The sequence below is a fragment of the Paenibacillus sp. JT22N1 genome (genome assembly GCF_059692155.1).
In genome coordinates this window covers 46975-61191 of the sequence record NZ_JCAUAW010000033.1, presented here as the reverse complement: position 1 = coordinate 61191, position 14217 = coordinate 46975, and the positions used below count along the sequence as shown (strand labels likewise).

The following is a 14217-nucleotide window of genomic DNA, read 5'->3' as shown; positions in this document are numbered from 1 at the left end:
AAAGCTGAAATGCTCATTGACTTGCTAGCGAGATTTTGCAATCTCTTTTTGAACGATTTCTCGTTCGTGCTTACTCACTCGTTGTTCAGTTTTCAAAGATCAATTTCTTTCTTATTTCTTCGCCATCCGTTTAGCGGCGACTTTTTTAATATACCACATCGACCTAGAAGATTGCAAGTATTTTTTTGAAGAATTATGAAAGTCATCTTCTTCAATCAACTTCTTGTCCTTCTTTTCGAAGGGGCGAGTTATAAAATACCATAGGATGAGAGGGTAAGTCAAGCACCTACCCCCTATTTTTTTTGAGCTTGATAGTTACGATTTCTTGCATACTTTGATATTTCCTTTGGCGTCGCTATCCGAGCATACATCCGGAATATCACTTTATATCTGGATTCTATGGCCCCTTTAATCTCTTGATCAATTCTTTTGTCATTGAGATCGAACAACATTTCATCTAATTCTTTGCGAAGTACATAATCCAACTCTCTGCATTCCCGATCATTGAACAAAAATCCGAGCATACATCCATCCAAACCCCTCTCGACTGTAGAGATTTATGGCACTTACAGTTTGATTGAAAGAAGAGCCGACCCTTATTCGGCCCGCTCTCCTTACCGTTTTACTGTTATGCTCAGATTTTGCCATTTTTATGACAGAAGTTCTGAAAATATTTTACAGATGAACCAACCAGTATGTAAGTGTACTTTCAATAATTGCCGCGACGAGCAAAAGTACAACAATGGATACGATTAATGGTTTTGTTAGATGGAGTATTTTCACCAGCTCCGCACGTGCGGTTTTGTCTTTATCAGGTACAAAGAGCTGTGCTCCGGATTTCCAGACCAATAACCCTAATTTAAGCCCATATGCACACGCAATTAATATGACTGGAATTTCTATAATACCATGCGGAAGAATCCCCTTCAGAACTACGGTCAATGTGCTTTCGTGCGTTTGTAAAGAAAGTACATAACCGAGTATCATCCCATTAGCGATCAACATAAAGAGTGGCAGAATACCTAGTAATAATCCAAGAAAGATAATGACCACTGACTTTATCGCATTATTTAAAAAGATGAAAATAAAAAACCATAGTTGAGGATTGTCCTTACTACTTAGAGATTGACTTAAAGATTTGAGCCCCTTCATCTGCCCTTCTAAGAAGTGAGAAAACTGATCTGAATTCGCCCAACCTAAATATAAACTAAACCCAAAAACTAAAACGACGACGATGAAGTAATGTTTCATTTCTTTAAAATGTTGGAACAGTTGTCGGAATTTCATTTTCGTTCCCTCCAATTTCGGAAGCATAAGTACTGTGTACGAGCATACATTATTTACTAAAGAGTATACAAGCCTTGCCCGTATGTAAGGCTTAGAGGAGGTACAAGCTATCCATGAACTACTTTTTCGTTGTAAATGCTCGTAAGTTTAAACAATATGTGTTTATCGCGCTTGCCATCGTCTTCGCTGCCGCTATTGTTTATTCCGAACAAAGTAATGTATCTGTCTTTTCCAATGCAGAGCCCTCCGCTATTTATAGCGTGCAGACCGAAAGAAAGGTTATTGCCCTAACCTTTGATATTTCATGGGGAGAGAAGCGTGCTGAACCTATTTTGAAAATACTTAAGGAAAAAGGTGTGAAGGATGCAACCTTCTTCTTATCCTCTCCTTGGAGCAAGAGCCACCCAGAGATAGTGGAGCATATCAAGAAGGACGGTTTCGAAATTGGCAGCCATGGCAACAAACATGATAATTATAGTACGCTAAGCGATGAAGAAATACGCAAACAAATTACTACAGCACATGGCATTTTAACGGAATTGATCGGAAAAGAACCGAACCTAATCCGCCTTCCCAATGGTGACTTCGACAAACGGGTGCTTCGAATTGCGGATGATTTAGGTTATTCGGTTATCCAATGGGATACCGATTCTCAGGACTGGTTAAACAAAGGTGTTGATACAATCATTAACCGTGTAGTATCCAAAGCGCATCCAGGAGATATTGTTTTATTGCACGCCAGCGATTCCTCTCAGCAAACACATGAGGCCTTACCAGTTATCATTGAGCAGTTAAGAGCTAAGGGTTACGAATTCGTTACGGTAAGTGAGCTAATCAAGCAAACCCAGGTGGAGACGAAACCAGTTGAAGACCAGGCAATGAAACAAATCAATTAATGAGCTAATCTCAGATTCAAAAAAGAGCTAATTAGATTAGCTCTTTTTGTTATCCAATATTTTATGTAGAATCAAAATTTGCCATGCATTACAAACAAGCAACGGAGCCAACATAAATAGACTTGATGCTGCGTTATCTAGCTTTAATGCAGGTACGGCTTCAAGGACGGATACAGCGCACATAAAGAACAATGTCGGGATAAAAGCGTTCCGATTCGTCATCTTTACTTTCCAATACGCAACTGCAATGGAAATTACCAATATGATAGCAGGTAAAATTGAGTAGCTCAAAACGGATTCTGTGCCCTCAAAATTAGTCATCCTCAGATATACGAGGTCAAATAAGACAACAATAACGACAGCCAATTGTAAAAGATCCCATACCGTCTTGGAGCGAATGATACCTGCAGCAATGAATCTGACAATCAGATATGCAAAAAAGCCCATTTGGCTCAGAACACTTATCGTGGCACCACCAAGCAACATATTTAATACATTAAAACCTACTGCCGATAACCCCATAACCGAAAATTCTTTGTCGGAATATTGTAAGATGAGTCCAATCCCTATAGATACAATCATTCCTAATAACAACGTTGTCCAAAATAAGTGAAACCACTTCCGCAGCGTCAAGATCAATTACCCCCATATTTCAACTCTAATTGTTAATTGTACCAACGTTTACGGTAAAAAGCCAATGAATGGCCCTTATAATCTATCCCGAACCACACATACTAACAACTATTAAGCTAGGGAAGGGAGCATGCTTTTATGTTAACAACTAAGTTCAGGAAGCTGCAAGTCCTACCACTCATTTCTATCGCCTTACTTCTCGCTTCGTGTGGATCAGATAGTTCAAAAGGTCAAGGTCAATCTCAAGCTAACACGTATAAAGAGCAAAAGACCATGATTCTTGATATTCTGAAGTCAGAGGATGGGAAGAAAGCAATCAGTGCGGCTAACCGCAGCATAATGAATGGTGATGTAGGCGCCACTGGTGTAGCTGGTCAATCTCAAATCAAGCTTTTGTCTGCAAATGAATCTTTGCAATTGCAGATGGCAGTGAAGGATGTTCTCACAGCAAAAGAGAATAACATGTTCCTCACCGATATGATGAAAGACCCTAAATTTGCCGGCGATTTTGCTAAGGCTATTCAAAAAGAAACCAAACAGATGTTCAAAGAGCTTTTAAAGGACCCAGAATATCAAAAATCACTCGTTGATGTTATGAAAAACCCAGAATATGAAAAGATGATGCTAGATGTCATGAAAACAGCAGCCTATCGCCAGCAAATGATGACGGTTATGGAAGAATCCATACAAAGTCCTTTGTTCCGTGCACATATGGTTGACCTTCTTAAGGCAGCCATAGCGCAACAAAGCAAGCCCGAGCAAATGCCTACGGCTAAGAGTGCTCAAAAGAAGGGAGATAGCGGAGGAGATAGCGGAGGAGATAAAAAGAAAGATGGGAAAAGTGATTCAGGAGACTCCCAAAAACAAGACGGCGAAAAGAAAAAGGATGACTCCAGCGCTTCCGATTCATAAATATGAAAGTAAAATGGCATACGGATTTCTCCGTATGCCATTTCTATTATTTTTCCAATTTGGAAATGATATTTGCAGCCATATCCAAATAGATTTGTCCAGCTTTTGAGTCTGACTTGTAAACAGACGGTGAATAGTCGATTTCTGAGACATGATTGTCAGGAGCTCCAAGTGGAATCTGCGCTAATAATTCACTATGCAAATCTTCCGCCAGTTTAGCTCCACCACCCTTACCGAATACGTAATCTATGCTGCCATCTTTGCATTCATAATAGGACATGTTCTCCACAATACCTAGAATTTCATGATTTGTTTGAATGGCCATCGCTCCAGCTCTAGCGGCTACAAAGGCTGCAGTGGCATGCGGTGTTGTCACAATCACTTCTTTACTTTGCGGGATAAGCTGATGCACGTCTAGCGCTACATCTCCCGTTCCCGGAGGAAGATCCAGAAGGATATATTCAACATCTCCCCAATTGACTTCATTGAAGAAATTGCGAAGCATTTTCCCTAGCATAGGACCACGCCAAACGACAGGCGCATTATCTTGAACAAAGAAGCCCATAGAGATTACTTTTACACCAAATTTCTCAACTGGCATAATGACGTTATCGACAAGCTTCGGTTGTTCTTCGATGCCCATCATATCAGGAATACTGAAACCGTAAATATCAGCATCAATGATTCCTACCTTTTTCCCTTGGCGAGCCAAGGCAACGGCTAAATTAACAGTTACGGTTGATTTACCCACACCACCTTTGCCACTTGCAACAGCTATAAACTCAACTGTAGAGGCTTCTCCCAATATCGGCTGTTCAATCGGTGGCTGGATGGGTTGGGTTTGTTTCTCTGCGGCAGGTTGAGCCGTATCTTTAATCTGATTACGCTCATAATCAGTCATGAGTCTGAAACGAATATGTACTTGTGCTATCCCCAATTTTCCTAAAGTTTGCTGAATATAAACCTTCGCTTTTTCTTTGAAAGCCTCATCCTCGGTCGTCACAATTAAACTTAAAGATACGTTATCCTCTTTAAACATCACATCTCTAATTAAATTAAGTTCCACAACGCTTTTATTGTAATGAGGTTCCACAAGAGGTTGTAACGCTTCTAATAGTTGGTCTTTATTTATCATAGCCACACCACACCTTTATTCGGACATTGTAATTGTGGCCTTAATTATAACACATTTTGATTAAGAACCCACTTTTTCCCCAGCATAAAATCTTAAGATCCCTTGATAAACAGATGCTGCCACCATCTTCTGATATTTCTCACTTGCAAGCAGTCTTGCTTCTTCTGGATTTGAAAGGAAACCCACTTCCACGAGAGCACTCGGAATTTTCAGCGTTTTTAATAAATAAACGGTCTTGTCCGCCGGCTTGGCAACACGATCGGTATTCTCTAAGTTCTTCTTTAATTCCATCTGAATGAGTGCGGCTAGATTAGGGTTCTTTGGATTATTCGGGTAATAGAACGTTTGTGCGCCTCTCCATTTCTGAGAAGGTATGCTGTTTAAGTGGACACTGAGAAACAAATCCGCATTTTTCTCATCGATGAGATCTGCACGGTTGTGGAGATCTTGTGTCTTTCTTTTACTATATCCTTTCGTGCCGGGTTCAGCCAAATCGGTATCCGTTTCCCTTGTCATAATGACTAGTGCACCCGCCTGCTGCAAATAATCACGAAGATGAAGTGTGATCGCTAAATTGATATCTTTCTCAACAACTCCTTCCTTACTGGAAGCTCCACCATCAGGTCCACCATGGCCTGCATCCAGAGCAATTGTTTTACCTGACAAAGGTAAATTCCAATCCGACCACGTCTTCGTAGCCGGCAGCTCATAGGCATAGATGAAAACAACAAGTGCGACCAGCAAGGTCGAGAGAACAAGCTTAAGACTACTGTTAAAAGTCAGCCAGACGACCAGCCTCTTATTCCTTTTGCGCATAAAAAATCCACCTCTGTTCCCCATAGACTCTGTAACATCTATATGGGACAGGGTGGACAAATATACCTTGTTTAAACTTGATATTCAGGGTCTCTTAGACCTTCAATAAGAACCTGAGCTACCTCAGGACGCGTGAACTCCGGAGGCGGGCATTGACCGTCTCTAAGCAATCCACGAACCTTGGTGCCGGAGAGATGCATATGGTGGGACTTATCATGCGGACAAGTTTTACTAGAAGCCATATTGCCACATTTCGTACAGAAAAAGCTGTGCTCAAAGAATAGCGGAGTAATCCCAATTTCTTCTGCTGTAAAATTACTAAAAATCTCTTGCGCTTCGTACGTGCCGTAGTAGTCGCCAACACCCGCGTGATCGCGTCCTACGATGAAATGCGTACATCCATAGTTTCTACGCACAATTGCGTGTAGAATCGCCTCACGAGGTCCTGCATAACGCATAGCAGCCGGGTATACACCCAAGAAAGTTCGATCCTTCGGATAGTAGTTCTCGAGCAATACCAAGTAACTCTTCATACGAACATCTGCAGAGATGTCATCGGATTTAGTCTCACCTACAAGCGGATTAAGGAAAAGAGCATCCACGATTTCCATGGCTGACTTTTGAATGTATTCATGAGCACGGTGGACGGGATTACGTGTTTGAAAACCAACGACGGTTTTCCAACCATTTTCCGCAAAAATACGACGTGTTTCGGATGGATCAAAGTAAAATTCTTCAAACTTCTTAGGCTTTGGTCTGTTAAGCAGTTGAATAGGTCCTCCGATATTCGTAGAAGAACGCGAGAACAGTTTATCCACGCCAGGGTGAGCCATATCATCTGTCTTGAAGATCTTAATTGCTTCATTTTGTTGATCAACTGTGTAGATGCTAGTCGCATCTAAAATAGCATATATCACATCATCTTCTTCACCGATAAGTGCTACTTGTTCACCGATTGAGATGGAACCTGCAACTTCTGGGTCGATCGATAATGTAACAGGTATACTCCACACAGTACCATCAGTAAGACGCATGGTCTCTACAACAGAGGTATAGTTTTTCTCGTCCAGGAATCCAACCAATGGAGAAAATGCTCCCACCGCGATAAGATCAAGGTCAGAAATTGTCCAAGCATTTACACGAATTTGTTTTAATTCAGCTGCGCGTTTGAGAAGCTCTTCTCTTTGTTCCGCTGGAACCAAGCGGTTAATTAATTCCCCGCCATGAGGCTTTATTGTTGTCATTCCTTAGTACCTCCATGATCTCTATATCTACAATTATTTATGAAGTCCGCATTCTGTTTTCTCGATACTAGCCCAACGGCCTGCACGTGGATCTTCACCTTCAGCTACAGGACGCGTACAATGTGTACAACCGATACTTGGGAAGTTGCGATCATGTAAGGGATTGTAGATAACATCATTCTCACGGATGTAATTCCATACATCTTCCGAAGTCCAACCAGCAAGTGGATTAAATTTGATCAAACCAAATTTCACGTCATATTCCACTTTTTTAGCATTTGCACGAGTAGGTGCTTGGTCGCGGCGAATTCCTGTGATCCAAGCATCATAATTTTTAAGAATATCTGTTAATGGATCTACTTTTCGGATGTTACAGCATTGGTTAGCATCGCTTTTCCATAGCTCATCGCCAAATTTCTCAGCTTGTTCATCAAGTGTAAGCTTTGGCAGTACCTGAACGAATTTAGTGCCGTAATGCTGTTCTAGGCGATCTCTTGTCTCATAGGTTTCAGCGAAATGAACGTTTGTATCCAAGTAAAAAATATCTACATTCGGATTAATTTTTTGCAGCATATCAACAAGCACAACATCTTCTGCACCAAAACTGCAAGCAAGCGTTAAGCTTGGGAATGTTTCAACGGCAAGTTTCAATATCGCTTCTGGTGATTGATTTTCGAATTCTTCAGCAGCTTTCGTTACAAAAGCTTCTTTTTCAAAGAGATTCATATTAAATACCTCCTAAAGTTTATAATCCCGACTGTTATTGTATGATTTATATTTAATTATAGCTGAGTTCTTCTTTGTGTCAATTACTTTTTATCATTTTGGTATTAACTTCATTAAAATCCTTGTTGTTGGTTGGCTCATGTATATCTTTATGTACAAAAAGAAAAACCTTTCCAGCATAATGCAGGAAAGGTCCCTCTTGAGCGCCAAAGGCGCAAAATCTTAACGTTTGGAGAATTGAGGAGCGCGACGAGCGGCTTTCAATCCATATTTTTTACGCTCTTTCATACGGGAATCACGTGTTAAGAAACCTGCTTTTTTCAGGGATCCACGGTATTCCGGATCAGCTTTCAACAATGCACGGGAAATCCCGTGACGAATTGCTCCAGCTTGTCCGCTGATTCCACCACCATTTGCAAGAACTAGAACATCGTATTTACCGACAGTTTCAGTTAATGTCAATGGTTGTTTAACGATCAGTTTCAACGTTTCTAGACCGAAATACTCATCTAGATCACGTTTATTGATAATGATGCGTCCTTCACCCGGTACTAAGCGCACGCGCGCTACCGAGTGTTTACGACGACCCGTTCCATAATATTGAACTTGTGCCACGAAACGTTCCTCCTTATATTAACCGCGAAGATTCCAGACTTCTGGTAGTTGTGCTTGGTGCGGGTGCTCTGCTCCACCGTAGACTTTAAGCTTAGTTTTCAAGCTGTCGCCAAGACGGTTCTTAGGAAGCATACCGTGTACGGCAAATTCGATCATGCGATCAGGCTTGCTATTCAGCAAATCCTGAGCAGAAGTCACTTTTAAACCACCTTGGTATAAAGAGTGACGGTAGTACATTTTGTTTTGCATTTTCTTACCTGATAGCTTAATTTGGGAAGCATTGATAACAACAACGAAATCGCCAGTATCTACGTGTGGAGTGAACTCCGGTTTGTGCTTACCGCGGATAATGCTAGCAACTTCACTTGCAAGACGGCCAAGTGTTTGGCCTGCAGCGTCAACAATGTACCATTTACGCTCTACTTCATTTGGCTTAGCCATATATGTGGTGCGCATGCTTAATCCTCCTAAAAATATATCTCAAACATAATTATTATTGTTAATTTACATAAATGATGGATGGTTGACGGCCATTTGTGATCAGGGGCTGTGGGGTAGCCGATCACGAAACGCCAAGTTATATTTTACACGAAATATCGATAAGAAGCAAGTAGTGTTTTAAGCTTTTTAATAGTCGACTCTCCATAACGTTAAACCCATAGCTTCGGCCGTAGGACCTGCTTGAGATCGGTCTCTAGCCTCAAGAATCCGCTGCATATCGCTGCTGGGTCTCTTGCCTTCACCAATCTGAATTAGCGTTCCTGCGATAATCCTAACCATGTTATAAAGGAAACCATTACCCGTTACGATTAATCGTATTCGGGCAATTTTCCCCGTCGTAGATAACTCGTCAACTTCCGTCTCCAGACGAACCTCGTAGAGGGTTCTCACCTTTACTTCCTTATCTGTTCTCACCGTACAAAACGAAGTAAAATCATGCTCACCTAGCAAGCAAGAGAGCGCCTCTCTCATGGCTTCCACATTCAAATGTGTAGGATGATGGTATTCATAGTTGCGGTGAAAGACATCAGGGAAGCGCGCCGAGCGAATTGAAAAGCAGTACGTTTTGCGTTTCGCGGCTTTGCGAGAATGAAAGGAAGGAAGGACTTCTTCCGCGGTATGTGCGACGATATCTCTGGGTAGTCTAGCATTTAGAGCTAAACACCAACGTTCCACTGGTATCTTTGAATTCGTGCTGAAATTAATAACTTGCGCTTTCGCGTGTACACCGGCATCTGTACGCCCGGATGAGATGACTTTCACCCTCTCACCAGTCAACATGAAAACAGCCTGCTCTAAACGGAATTGAATCGTGTCTGCTTTGGGCTGAATCTGAAAACCTGAATAAGCAGTTCCATCATAACTTATGGTAAAGCGTAGATTTCTCAAGGCTTGTTCCTCCATGAGTCATCCTTCCTATCTAAGTGATTAGCCTTAGCTAAATTCACTTCTAGAGAGCGTGCTAAGACTGCAAAAAAAGGGCTTCACCAGAATCTATGATTCCGTCCACCCTTTCCCATCCGTCTTTATGCGCGATCTACTAGCTCTAGGTAAACCATTGGTGCTGCGTCACCGCGGCGTGGTCCCAGTTTAAGGATACGAGTGTATCCACCTGGACGCTCGGAGTAACGAGTAGCCAAATCGGAGAACAGTTTTTGAATCGCATCTTGATTCTCGTTTACAGCTTCTCTACGAACAAAAGCAGCAACCTGACGGCGTGCGTGAAGATCTCCGCGCTTCGCAAGAGTGATTAACTTCTCAGCGATGGAACGAATTTCTTTTGCTTTTGCTTCTGTAGTTTGGATGCGTTCATGTATGAACAGATCTGTAACCAGATCACGGAATAATGCTTTACGATTACTGGAATCGCGGTTCAACTTTCTGTAGTTCATTGAATTAACCTCCTTCTGACAAGATTATTCCTCAGTACGTAGTCCCAAACCCAGCTCTTCGAGCTTCTCTTGAACTTCTTCAAGTGATTTGCGGCCTAAGTTCCGAACTTTCATCATGTCTTCTTCTGTTTTGGTAATCAGCTCTTGTACGGTGTTAATCCCTGCACGCTTGAGGCAGTTGTAAGAACGAACAGATAGATCAAGTTCTTCAATAGTCATCTCCAGAACTTTCTCTTTCTTATCTTCTTCTTTCTCTACCATAATCTCAGCATCTTTTGCTTCATCCGTCAAACCGACGAACAAGTTCAAATGTTCAGTTAAGATTTTGGCACCCAAGCTCACTGCTTCTTCTGGTCGAATACTTCCATCGGTCCACACTTCGAGGGTCAACTTATCATAGTTAGTCACTTGGCCGACGCGAGTATTCTCAATAGCATAGTTTACTCGGGTAATAGGCGTGTAGATCGAATCAATTGGAATCACACCAATTGGTTGTTCTTCATGCTTATTTTTGTCCGATTGGACGTAACCGCGACCTCTGCCCGCATGAATCCTCATATGAAGACGCGCATCTGGAGATAAGGTAGCGATATGCAGATCCGGGTTAAGAATCTCCACATCACTATCACCACGAATATCTGCCGCGGTAATATTACCTTCCCCTTCTGCATCAATTTCAAGCACTTTCTCCTCATCGGAGTGAATTTTCAACGATAGGCCTTTCAAGTTGAGGATAATTTCCGTTACATCCTCAAGCACGCCAGGAATCGTTGAAAACTCATGTAAAACGCCATCGATTTGGACAGAGGTTACTGCTGCCCCCGGTAAAGAGGACAGTAAGATACGACGTAGTGAGTTACCTAAGGTTGTACCATAGCCACGCTCCAACGGCTCGATGATAAATCTACCATAAGCGCCATCTTCACTTAATGCTACGGTTTCTATTTTTGGCTTTTCGATTTCGATCATGAAATGTACCCTCCATTCAATACGTCGTTTCCCTCTGGATACTTCGCCTGAAAATTTCATAGTATTCCTATCCTTCAAACCATTATTCACGATTTTGGGATAATTATACTACAAAGTGATCCTGAATTATACGCGACGACGTTTTGGAGGACGGCAGCCATTATGAGGAACCGGAGTCACGTCTTTAATCAGGTTAACTTCAAGACCTGCTGCTTGCAAAGAACGAATTGCTGCTTCGCGGCCAGCTCCTGGACCTTTAACCATTACTTCAACAGTTTTCAAGCCGTGCTCCATAGCTGCTTTAGCTGCTTTTTCAGCTGCCATTTGTGCCGCAAAAGGAGTACTTTTACGGGAACCTTTGAATCCAAGGTTTCCTGAACTTGCCCAGGAAATTGCGTTACCATGCGGATCCGTGATCGTTACGATCGTGTTGTTAAATGTTGAACGGATGTGTGCTACACCGCTCTCAATATTTTTCCGGTCACGACGTTTCGTACGGACTACTTTTTTAGGTTTTGCCATTAGCTCTAACCCCCTTTATTATTTCTTCTTATTAGCTACCGTACGACGAGGACCTTTACGTGTACGAGCATTAGTTTTAGTACGTTGTCCACGAACAGGAAGACCACGGCGGTGACGAAGACCACGGTAGGATCCGATTTCGATTAGACGTTTGATGTTTAGGGAAATTTCGCGGCGAAGGTCGCCTTCTACTTTAAGGGTTTTGTCAATTACATCACGGATCTTGCTCACTTCATCTTCAGTCAAGTCACGAACGCGAGTACTAGCGTCGATACCTGTGGAAGCAATGATTTTCTGAGCAGTTGTAGTGCCGATACCGAAAATGTAAGTTAACGCGATTACAACTCGTTTGTCACGAGGTAAGTCAACTCCAGCTAAACGTGCCATCTACAGATTGCACCTCCTTTTAACCTTGTTTTTGTTTGTGCTTAGGATTTTCACAAATAACCATTACATTACCTTTACGGCGAATAACTTTGCATTTCTCGCAAATCGGTTTTACTGACGGTCTAACTTTCATTTTTAAGCCCTCCTTATCATCGTAAGCAACCATGTTGCGTTTTCTGTTAGAAAACTTGCTTCGTAAGCATACGCCTTGAGAGAGTAACTTACATGTAAGCCGAACATTTATTTAAAACGGTAGGTTATACGGCCTCTCGTTAAATCGTAAGGCGATAATTCTACGGTAACCTTATCTCCAGGCAAAATGCGGATAAAATGCATTCTGATCTTACCGGATACATGGGCTAGGATTTTATGACCATTTTCCAATTCAACCTTAAACATTGCATTCGGAAGAGGTTCAATCACTGTACCTTCTACTTCAATTACATCTTCTTTGGCCACAGTCATTCTCCTTTCTCTATTGTGCTTCATCTTGCATAAGTTCAACGAATTTGGCAATTGCGAAGCGCAACTTTCCATTAGTAACACGACCTGTTTCCCTAATGCTTGACTCCACTTCACTGCTAATCGTTTCTTGTAACTGAAGATGATTCAGGTTCTTCTTCTTCGGTTGATCGAATTTGCGATTATCACCGTCGGCAAGCCAGACAAAGCGATGATCGACAATTCCAATTACGACCGCATATTCTCCGGGATCTCGACCGCGAAGCACCTTTACGATTTGACCCACCTTCGGAATCTTGCTATCCATTCATCATCACCTACGATCTAGGCAAAGTTAATATTTCATAACCGGCTGCCGTAATTGCAATCGTATGTTCAAAATGAGCACATAGGGTCCGATCCGCAGTGACTACAGTCCAATCGTCTTCGAGTGTTTGGACAAATCTTTCGCCAACGACCACCATCGGTTCAATGGCTAGGACCATGCCTGGTTTGAGACGAGGACCTTTGTCAGGTACACCATAATTCGGAATTTGAGGTTCTTCGTGAAGTTCCGTTCCGATACCGTGACCGACATACTCTATAACCACGGAGAAGCCTGCGTCTTCAATACAAGTTTGGATTGCATGCGACAACGTGTAGAGTCTAGCATCCGGTTTAGCTTCTGCTATGCCTCGATACAGTGATTGTTCTGTCACAGCTAACAAACGCGCAGCTGTTTCAGAAATTTCACCGACAGGATACGTCCAAGCAGAATCTCCATGATAACCTTTATACTGAGCACCAATATCTATACTGATAATATCGCCCTCAGTCAGCTTTCTTGGACCAGGAATACCATGAACTAATTCTTCGTTGACTGAAGCACAAATGCTTCCAGGAAAACCGTTATAGCCTTTAAAAGATGGAATCGCTCCCTGACTGCGAATGAATTCCTCTGCGATCTGATCAAGTTCTTTCGTTGTAATGTTCGGACGAATCGCCCTTGCCAATAAGCGGTGCGTTTCGGCTACGATACGACCAGCTTCTCGCATTAGGTCTAGTTCAACCTCGGACTTACAAATGATCATTACGCTAGACCTCGTAGCAGTGAGCTAATTTGTTCGGTTACCGCATGAATGTCTTGTTCCCCGTTAACCTCACGCAATAATTCCCTCTTTTGGTAGTAATCCAGCAGCGGAGCCGTTTTATTGATGTATTCATCCAAACGCGTTCCGACTTTCTCTTCCGTATCATCAGATCGTTGGTACAACTCACCCGAACATTTATCGCATACGCCTTCTTGCTTTGGTGGGTTGAAGATTACATGATACGTAGAACCACAGGATTTACAAATTCTTCGGCCAGTTAGTCTTGCAAGCAAGAAACTGCGATCAACGGAAAGATTGATAACTACTTCAATCTTCTTACCTAATGAATCTACGATTTCAGACAATGCATCTGCTTGAGCAACAGTTCTTGGGAACCCATCAAGCAAAAACCCTTTATCGCAATCCGGTTGGGCAAGACGCTCTCTCACAATACCGTTCGTTATTTCATCAGGAACAAGAAGTCCCTTATCCACATAACCTTTGGCTTCAACACCAAGTGGTGTTCCTTGACTCATCGCCAAGCGAAAAGCATCTCCAGTCGAGATATGAGGAATTTGAAATTCGTTAACGATCTTTTCAGCTTGCGTACCTTTGCCTGCACCAGGAGGCCCCATAAAAATTACGTTCACA

At 42.2% G+C, this 14217-nt stretch carries 21 protein-coding genes; 2 read left to right on the top strand and 19 right to left on the bottom strand.

Annotated elements, in window-relative coordinates; translation table 11 throughout:
• Positions 1-293 precede the first annotated feature (293 nt).
• Entirely contained in the window at positions 294-524 is a 231-nt protein-coding gene (locus AC58UU_RS36560) for a regulator of G-protein signaling domain-containing protein (protein ID WP_029196431.1), read from the bottom strand.
• A gap of 151 nt (positions 525-675) precedes the next feature.
• Entirely contained in the window at positions 676-1287 is a 612-nt protein-coding gene (locus AC58UU_RS36555) for a stage II sporulation protein M (RefSeq protein ID WP_497322345.1), read from the bottom strand.
• Between the two features lie 113 nt (positions 1288-1400).
• Here AC58UU_RS36555 and pdaB point away from each other — a divergent pair, with 113 nt between their 5' ends.
• Positions 1401-2183: a polysaccharide deacetylase family sporulation protein PdaB gene (pdaB, locus tag AC58UU_RS36550; protein ID WP_497322344.1), complete on the top strand. Its 783-nt coding sequence runs from the start codon at positions 1401-1403 to the stop codon at positions 2181-2183.
• A gap of 36 nt (positions 2184-2219) precedes the next feature.
• On the opposite strand, the gene AC58UU_RS36545 is transcribed toward pdaB, so the two are convergent.
• Positions 2220-2816, bottom strand: coding sequence for a KinB-signaling pathway activation protein (locus tag AC58UU_RS36545; RefSeq protein ID WP_171642890.1), 597 nt, complete (start codon positions 2814-2816; stop codon positions 2220-2222).
• Positions 2817-2954: 138 nt separating this feature from the next.
• Here AC58UU_RS36545 and gerD point away from each other — a divergent pair, with 138 nt between their 5' ends.
• Positions 2955-3728: a spore germination lipoprotein GerD gene (gerD, locus tag AC58UU_RS36540; protein WP_497322343.1), complete on the top strand. Its 774-nt coding sequence runs from the start codon at positions 2955-2957 to the stop codon at positions 3726-3728.
• A 46-nt stretch (positions 3729-3774) separates the two neighbouring features.
• On the opposite strand, the gene salA is transcribed toward gerD, so the two are convergent.
• The 16 genes from salA to AC58UU_RS36460 all read right to left on the bottom strand — a co-directional run bounded on the left by salA (position 3775) and on the right by AC58UU_RS36460 (position 14216).
• The gene (salA, locus tag AC58UU_RS36535; RefSeq protein WP_497322341.1) at positions 3775-4863 is read right to left on the bottom strand and encodes an iron-sulfur carrier protein/transcriptional regulator SalA; all 1089 of its coding nucleotides are present in this window, start codon (positions 4861-4863) and stop codon (positions 3775-3777) included.
• A 60-nt stretch (positions 4864-4923) separates the two neighbouring features.
• On the bottom strand, positions 4924-5679 hold the full coding sequence (cwlD, locus tag AC58UU_RS36530) for an N-acetylmuramoyl-L-alanine amidase CwlD (protein ID WP_497322340.1): 756 nt from the start codon (positions 5677-5679) through the stop codon (positions 4924-4926).
• A 71-nt stretch (positions 5680-5750) separates the two neighbouring features.
• Positions 5751-6923 carry a sulfate adenylyltransferase gene (sat, locus tag AC58UU_RS36525; RefSeq protein ID WP_497322339.1) on the bottom strand — a complete coding sequence of 391 codons (1173 nt, stop codon included), beginning with the start codon at positions 6921-6923 and terminating at the stop codon, positions 5751-5753.
• 33 nt (positions 6924-6956) lie between these two features.
• Positions 6957-7649 (bottom strand): phosphoadenylyl-sulfate reductase, encoded by a 693-nt coding sequence (locus AC58UU_RS36520; RefSeq protein WP_497322338.1) that lies wholly within the window; start codon positions 7647-7649, stop codon positions 6957-6959.
• Positions 7650-7871: 222 nt separating this feature from the next.
• A complete protein-coding gene (gene rpsI, locus AC58UU_RS36515; RefSeq protein ID WP_029196439.1) occupies positions 7872-8264 on the bottom strand; it encodes a 30S ribosomal protein S9 in 393 nt (130 codons plus the stop codon).
• A gap of 18 nt (positions 8265-8282) precedes the next feature.
• Entirely contained in the window at positions 8283-8720 is a 438-nt protein-coding gene (gene rplM, locus AC58UU_RS36510; protein ID WP_497322336.1) for a 50S ribosomal protein L13, read from the bottom strand.
• Between the two features lie 171 nt (positions 8721-8891).
• Entirely contained in the window at positions 8892-9653 is a 762-nt protein-coding gene (gene truA, locus AC58UU_RS36505) for a tRNA pseudouridine(38-40) synthase TruA (protein ID WP_497322334.1), read from the bottom strand.
• A gap of 137 nt (positions 9654-9790) precedes the next feature.
• Positions 9791-10156 carry a 50S ribosomal protein L17 gene (gene rplQ / locus AC58UU_RS36500; protein WP_497322333.1) on the bottom strand — a complete coding sequence of 122 codons (366 nt, stop codon included), beginning with the start codon at positions 10154-10156 and terminating at the stop codon, positions 9791-9793.
• Between the two features lie 24 nt (positions 10157-10180).
• On the bottom strand, positions 10181-11125 hold the full coding sequence (locus AC58UU_RS36495; RefSeq protein WP_028557469.1) for a DNA-directed RNA polymerase subunit alpha: 945 nt from the start codon (positions 11123-11125) through the stop codon (positions 10181-10183).
• A 126-nt stretch (positions 11126-11251) separates the two neighbouring features.
• Entirely contained in the window at positions 11252-11647 is a 396-nt protein-coding gene (gene rpsK / locus AC58UU_RS36490) for a 30S ribosomal protein S11 (RefSeq protein WP_028557470.1), read from the bottom strand.
• A gap of 18 nt (positions 11648-11665) precedes the next feature.
• Positions 11666-12034, bottom strand: coding sequence for a 30S ribosomal protein S13 (rpsM, locus tag AC58UU_RS36485; protein ID WP_028557471.1), 369 nt, complete (start codon positions 12032-12034; stop codon positions 11666-11668).
• Positions 12035-12053: 19 nt separating this feature from the next.
• Complete coding sequence (gene rpmJ, locus AC58UU_RS36480) at positions 12054-12167, bottom strand: 50S ribosomal protein L36 (RefSeq protein WP_003333770.1); 114 nt, start codon at positions 12165-12167, stop codon at positions 12054-12056.
• 107 nt (positions 12168-12274) lie between these two features.
• Positions 12275-12493: a translation initiation factor IF-1 gene (gene infA, locus AC58UU_RS36475; protein WP_009676800.1), complete on the bottom strand. Its 219-nt coding sequence runs from the start codon at positions 12491-12493 to the stop codon at positions 12275-12277.
• Between the two features lie 16 nt (positions 12494-12509).
• Positions 12510-12803: a KOW domain-containing RNA-binding protein gene (locus tag AC58UU_RS36470; RefSeq protein ID WP_307550500.1), complete on the bottom strand. Its 294-nt coding sequence runs from the start codon at positions 12801-12803 to the stop codon at positions 12510-12512.
• A 10-nt stretch (positions 12804-12813) separates the two neighbouring features.
• Positions 12814-13566, bottom strand: coding sequence for a type I methionyl aminopeptidase (gene map, locus AC58UU_RS36465; RefSeq protein WP_497322332.1), 753 nt, complete (start codon positions 13564-13566; stop codon positions 12814-12816).
• On the bottom strand, positions 13566-14216 hold the full coding sequence (locus tag AC58UU_RS36460; RefSeq protein ID WP_029196447.1) for an adenylate kinase: 651 nt from the start codon (positions 14214-14216) through the stop codon (positions 13566-13568). Before AC58UU_RS36460 ends, map begins: the two co-directional genes overlap by 1 nt.
• Position 14217 lies beyond the last annotated feature (1 nt).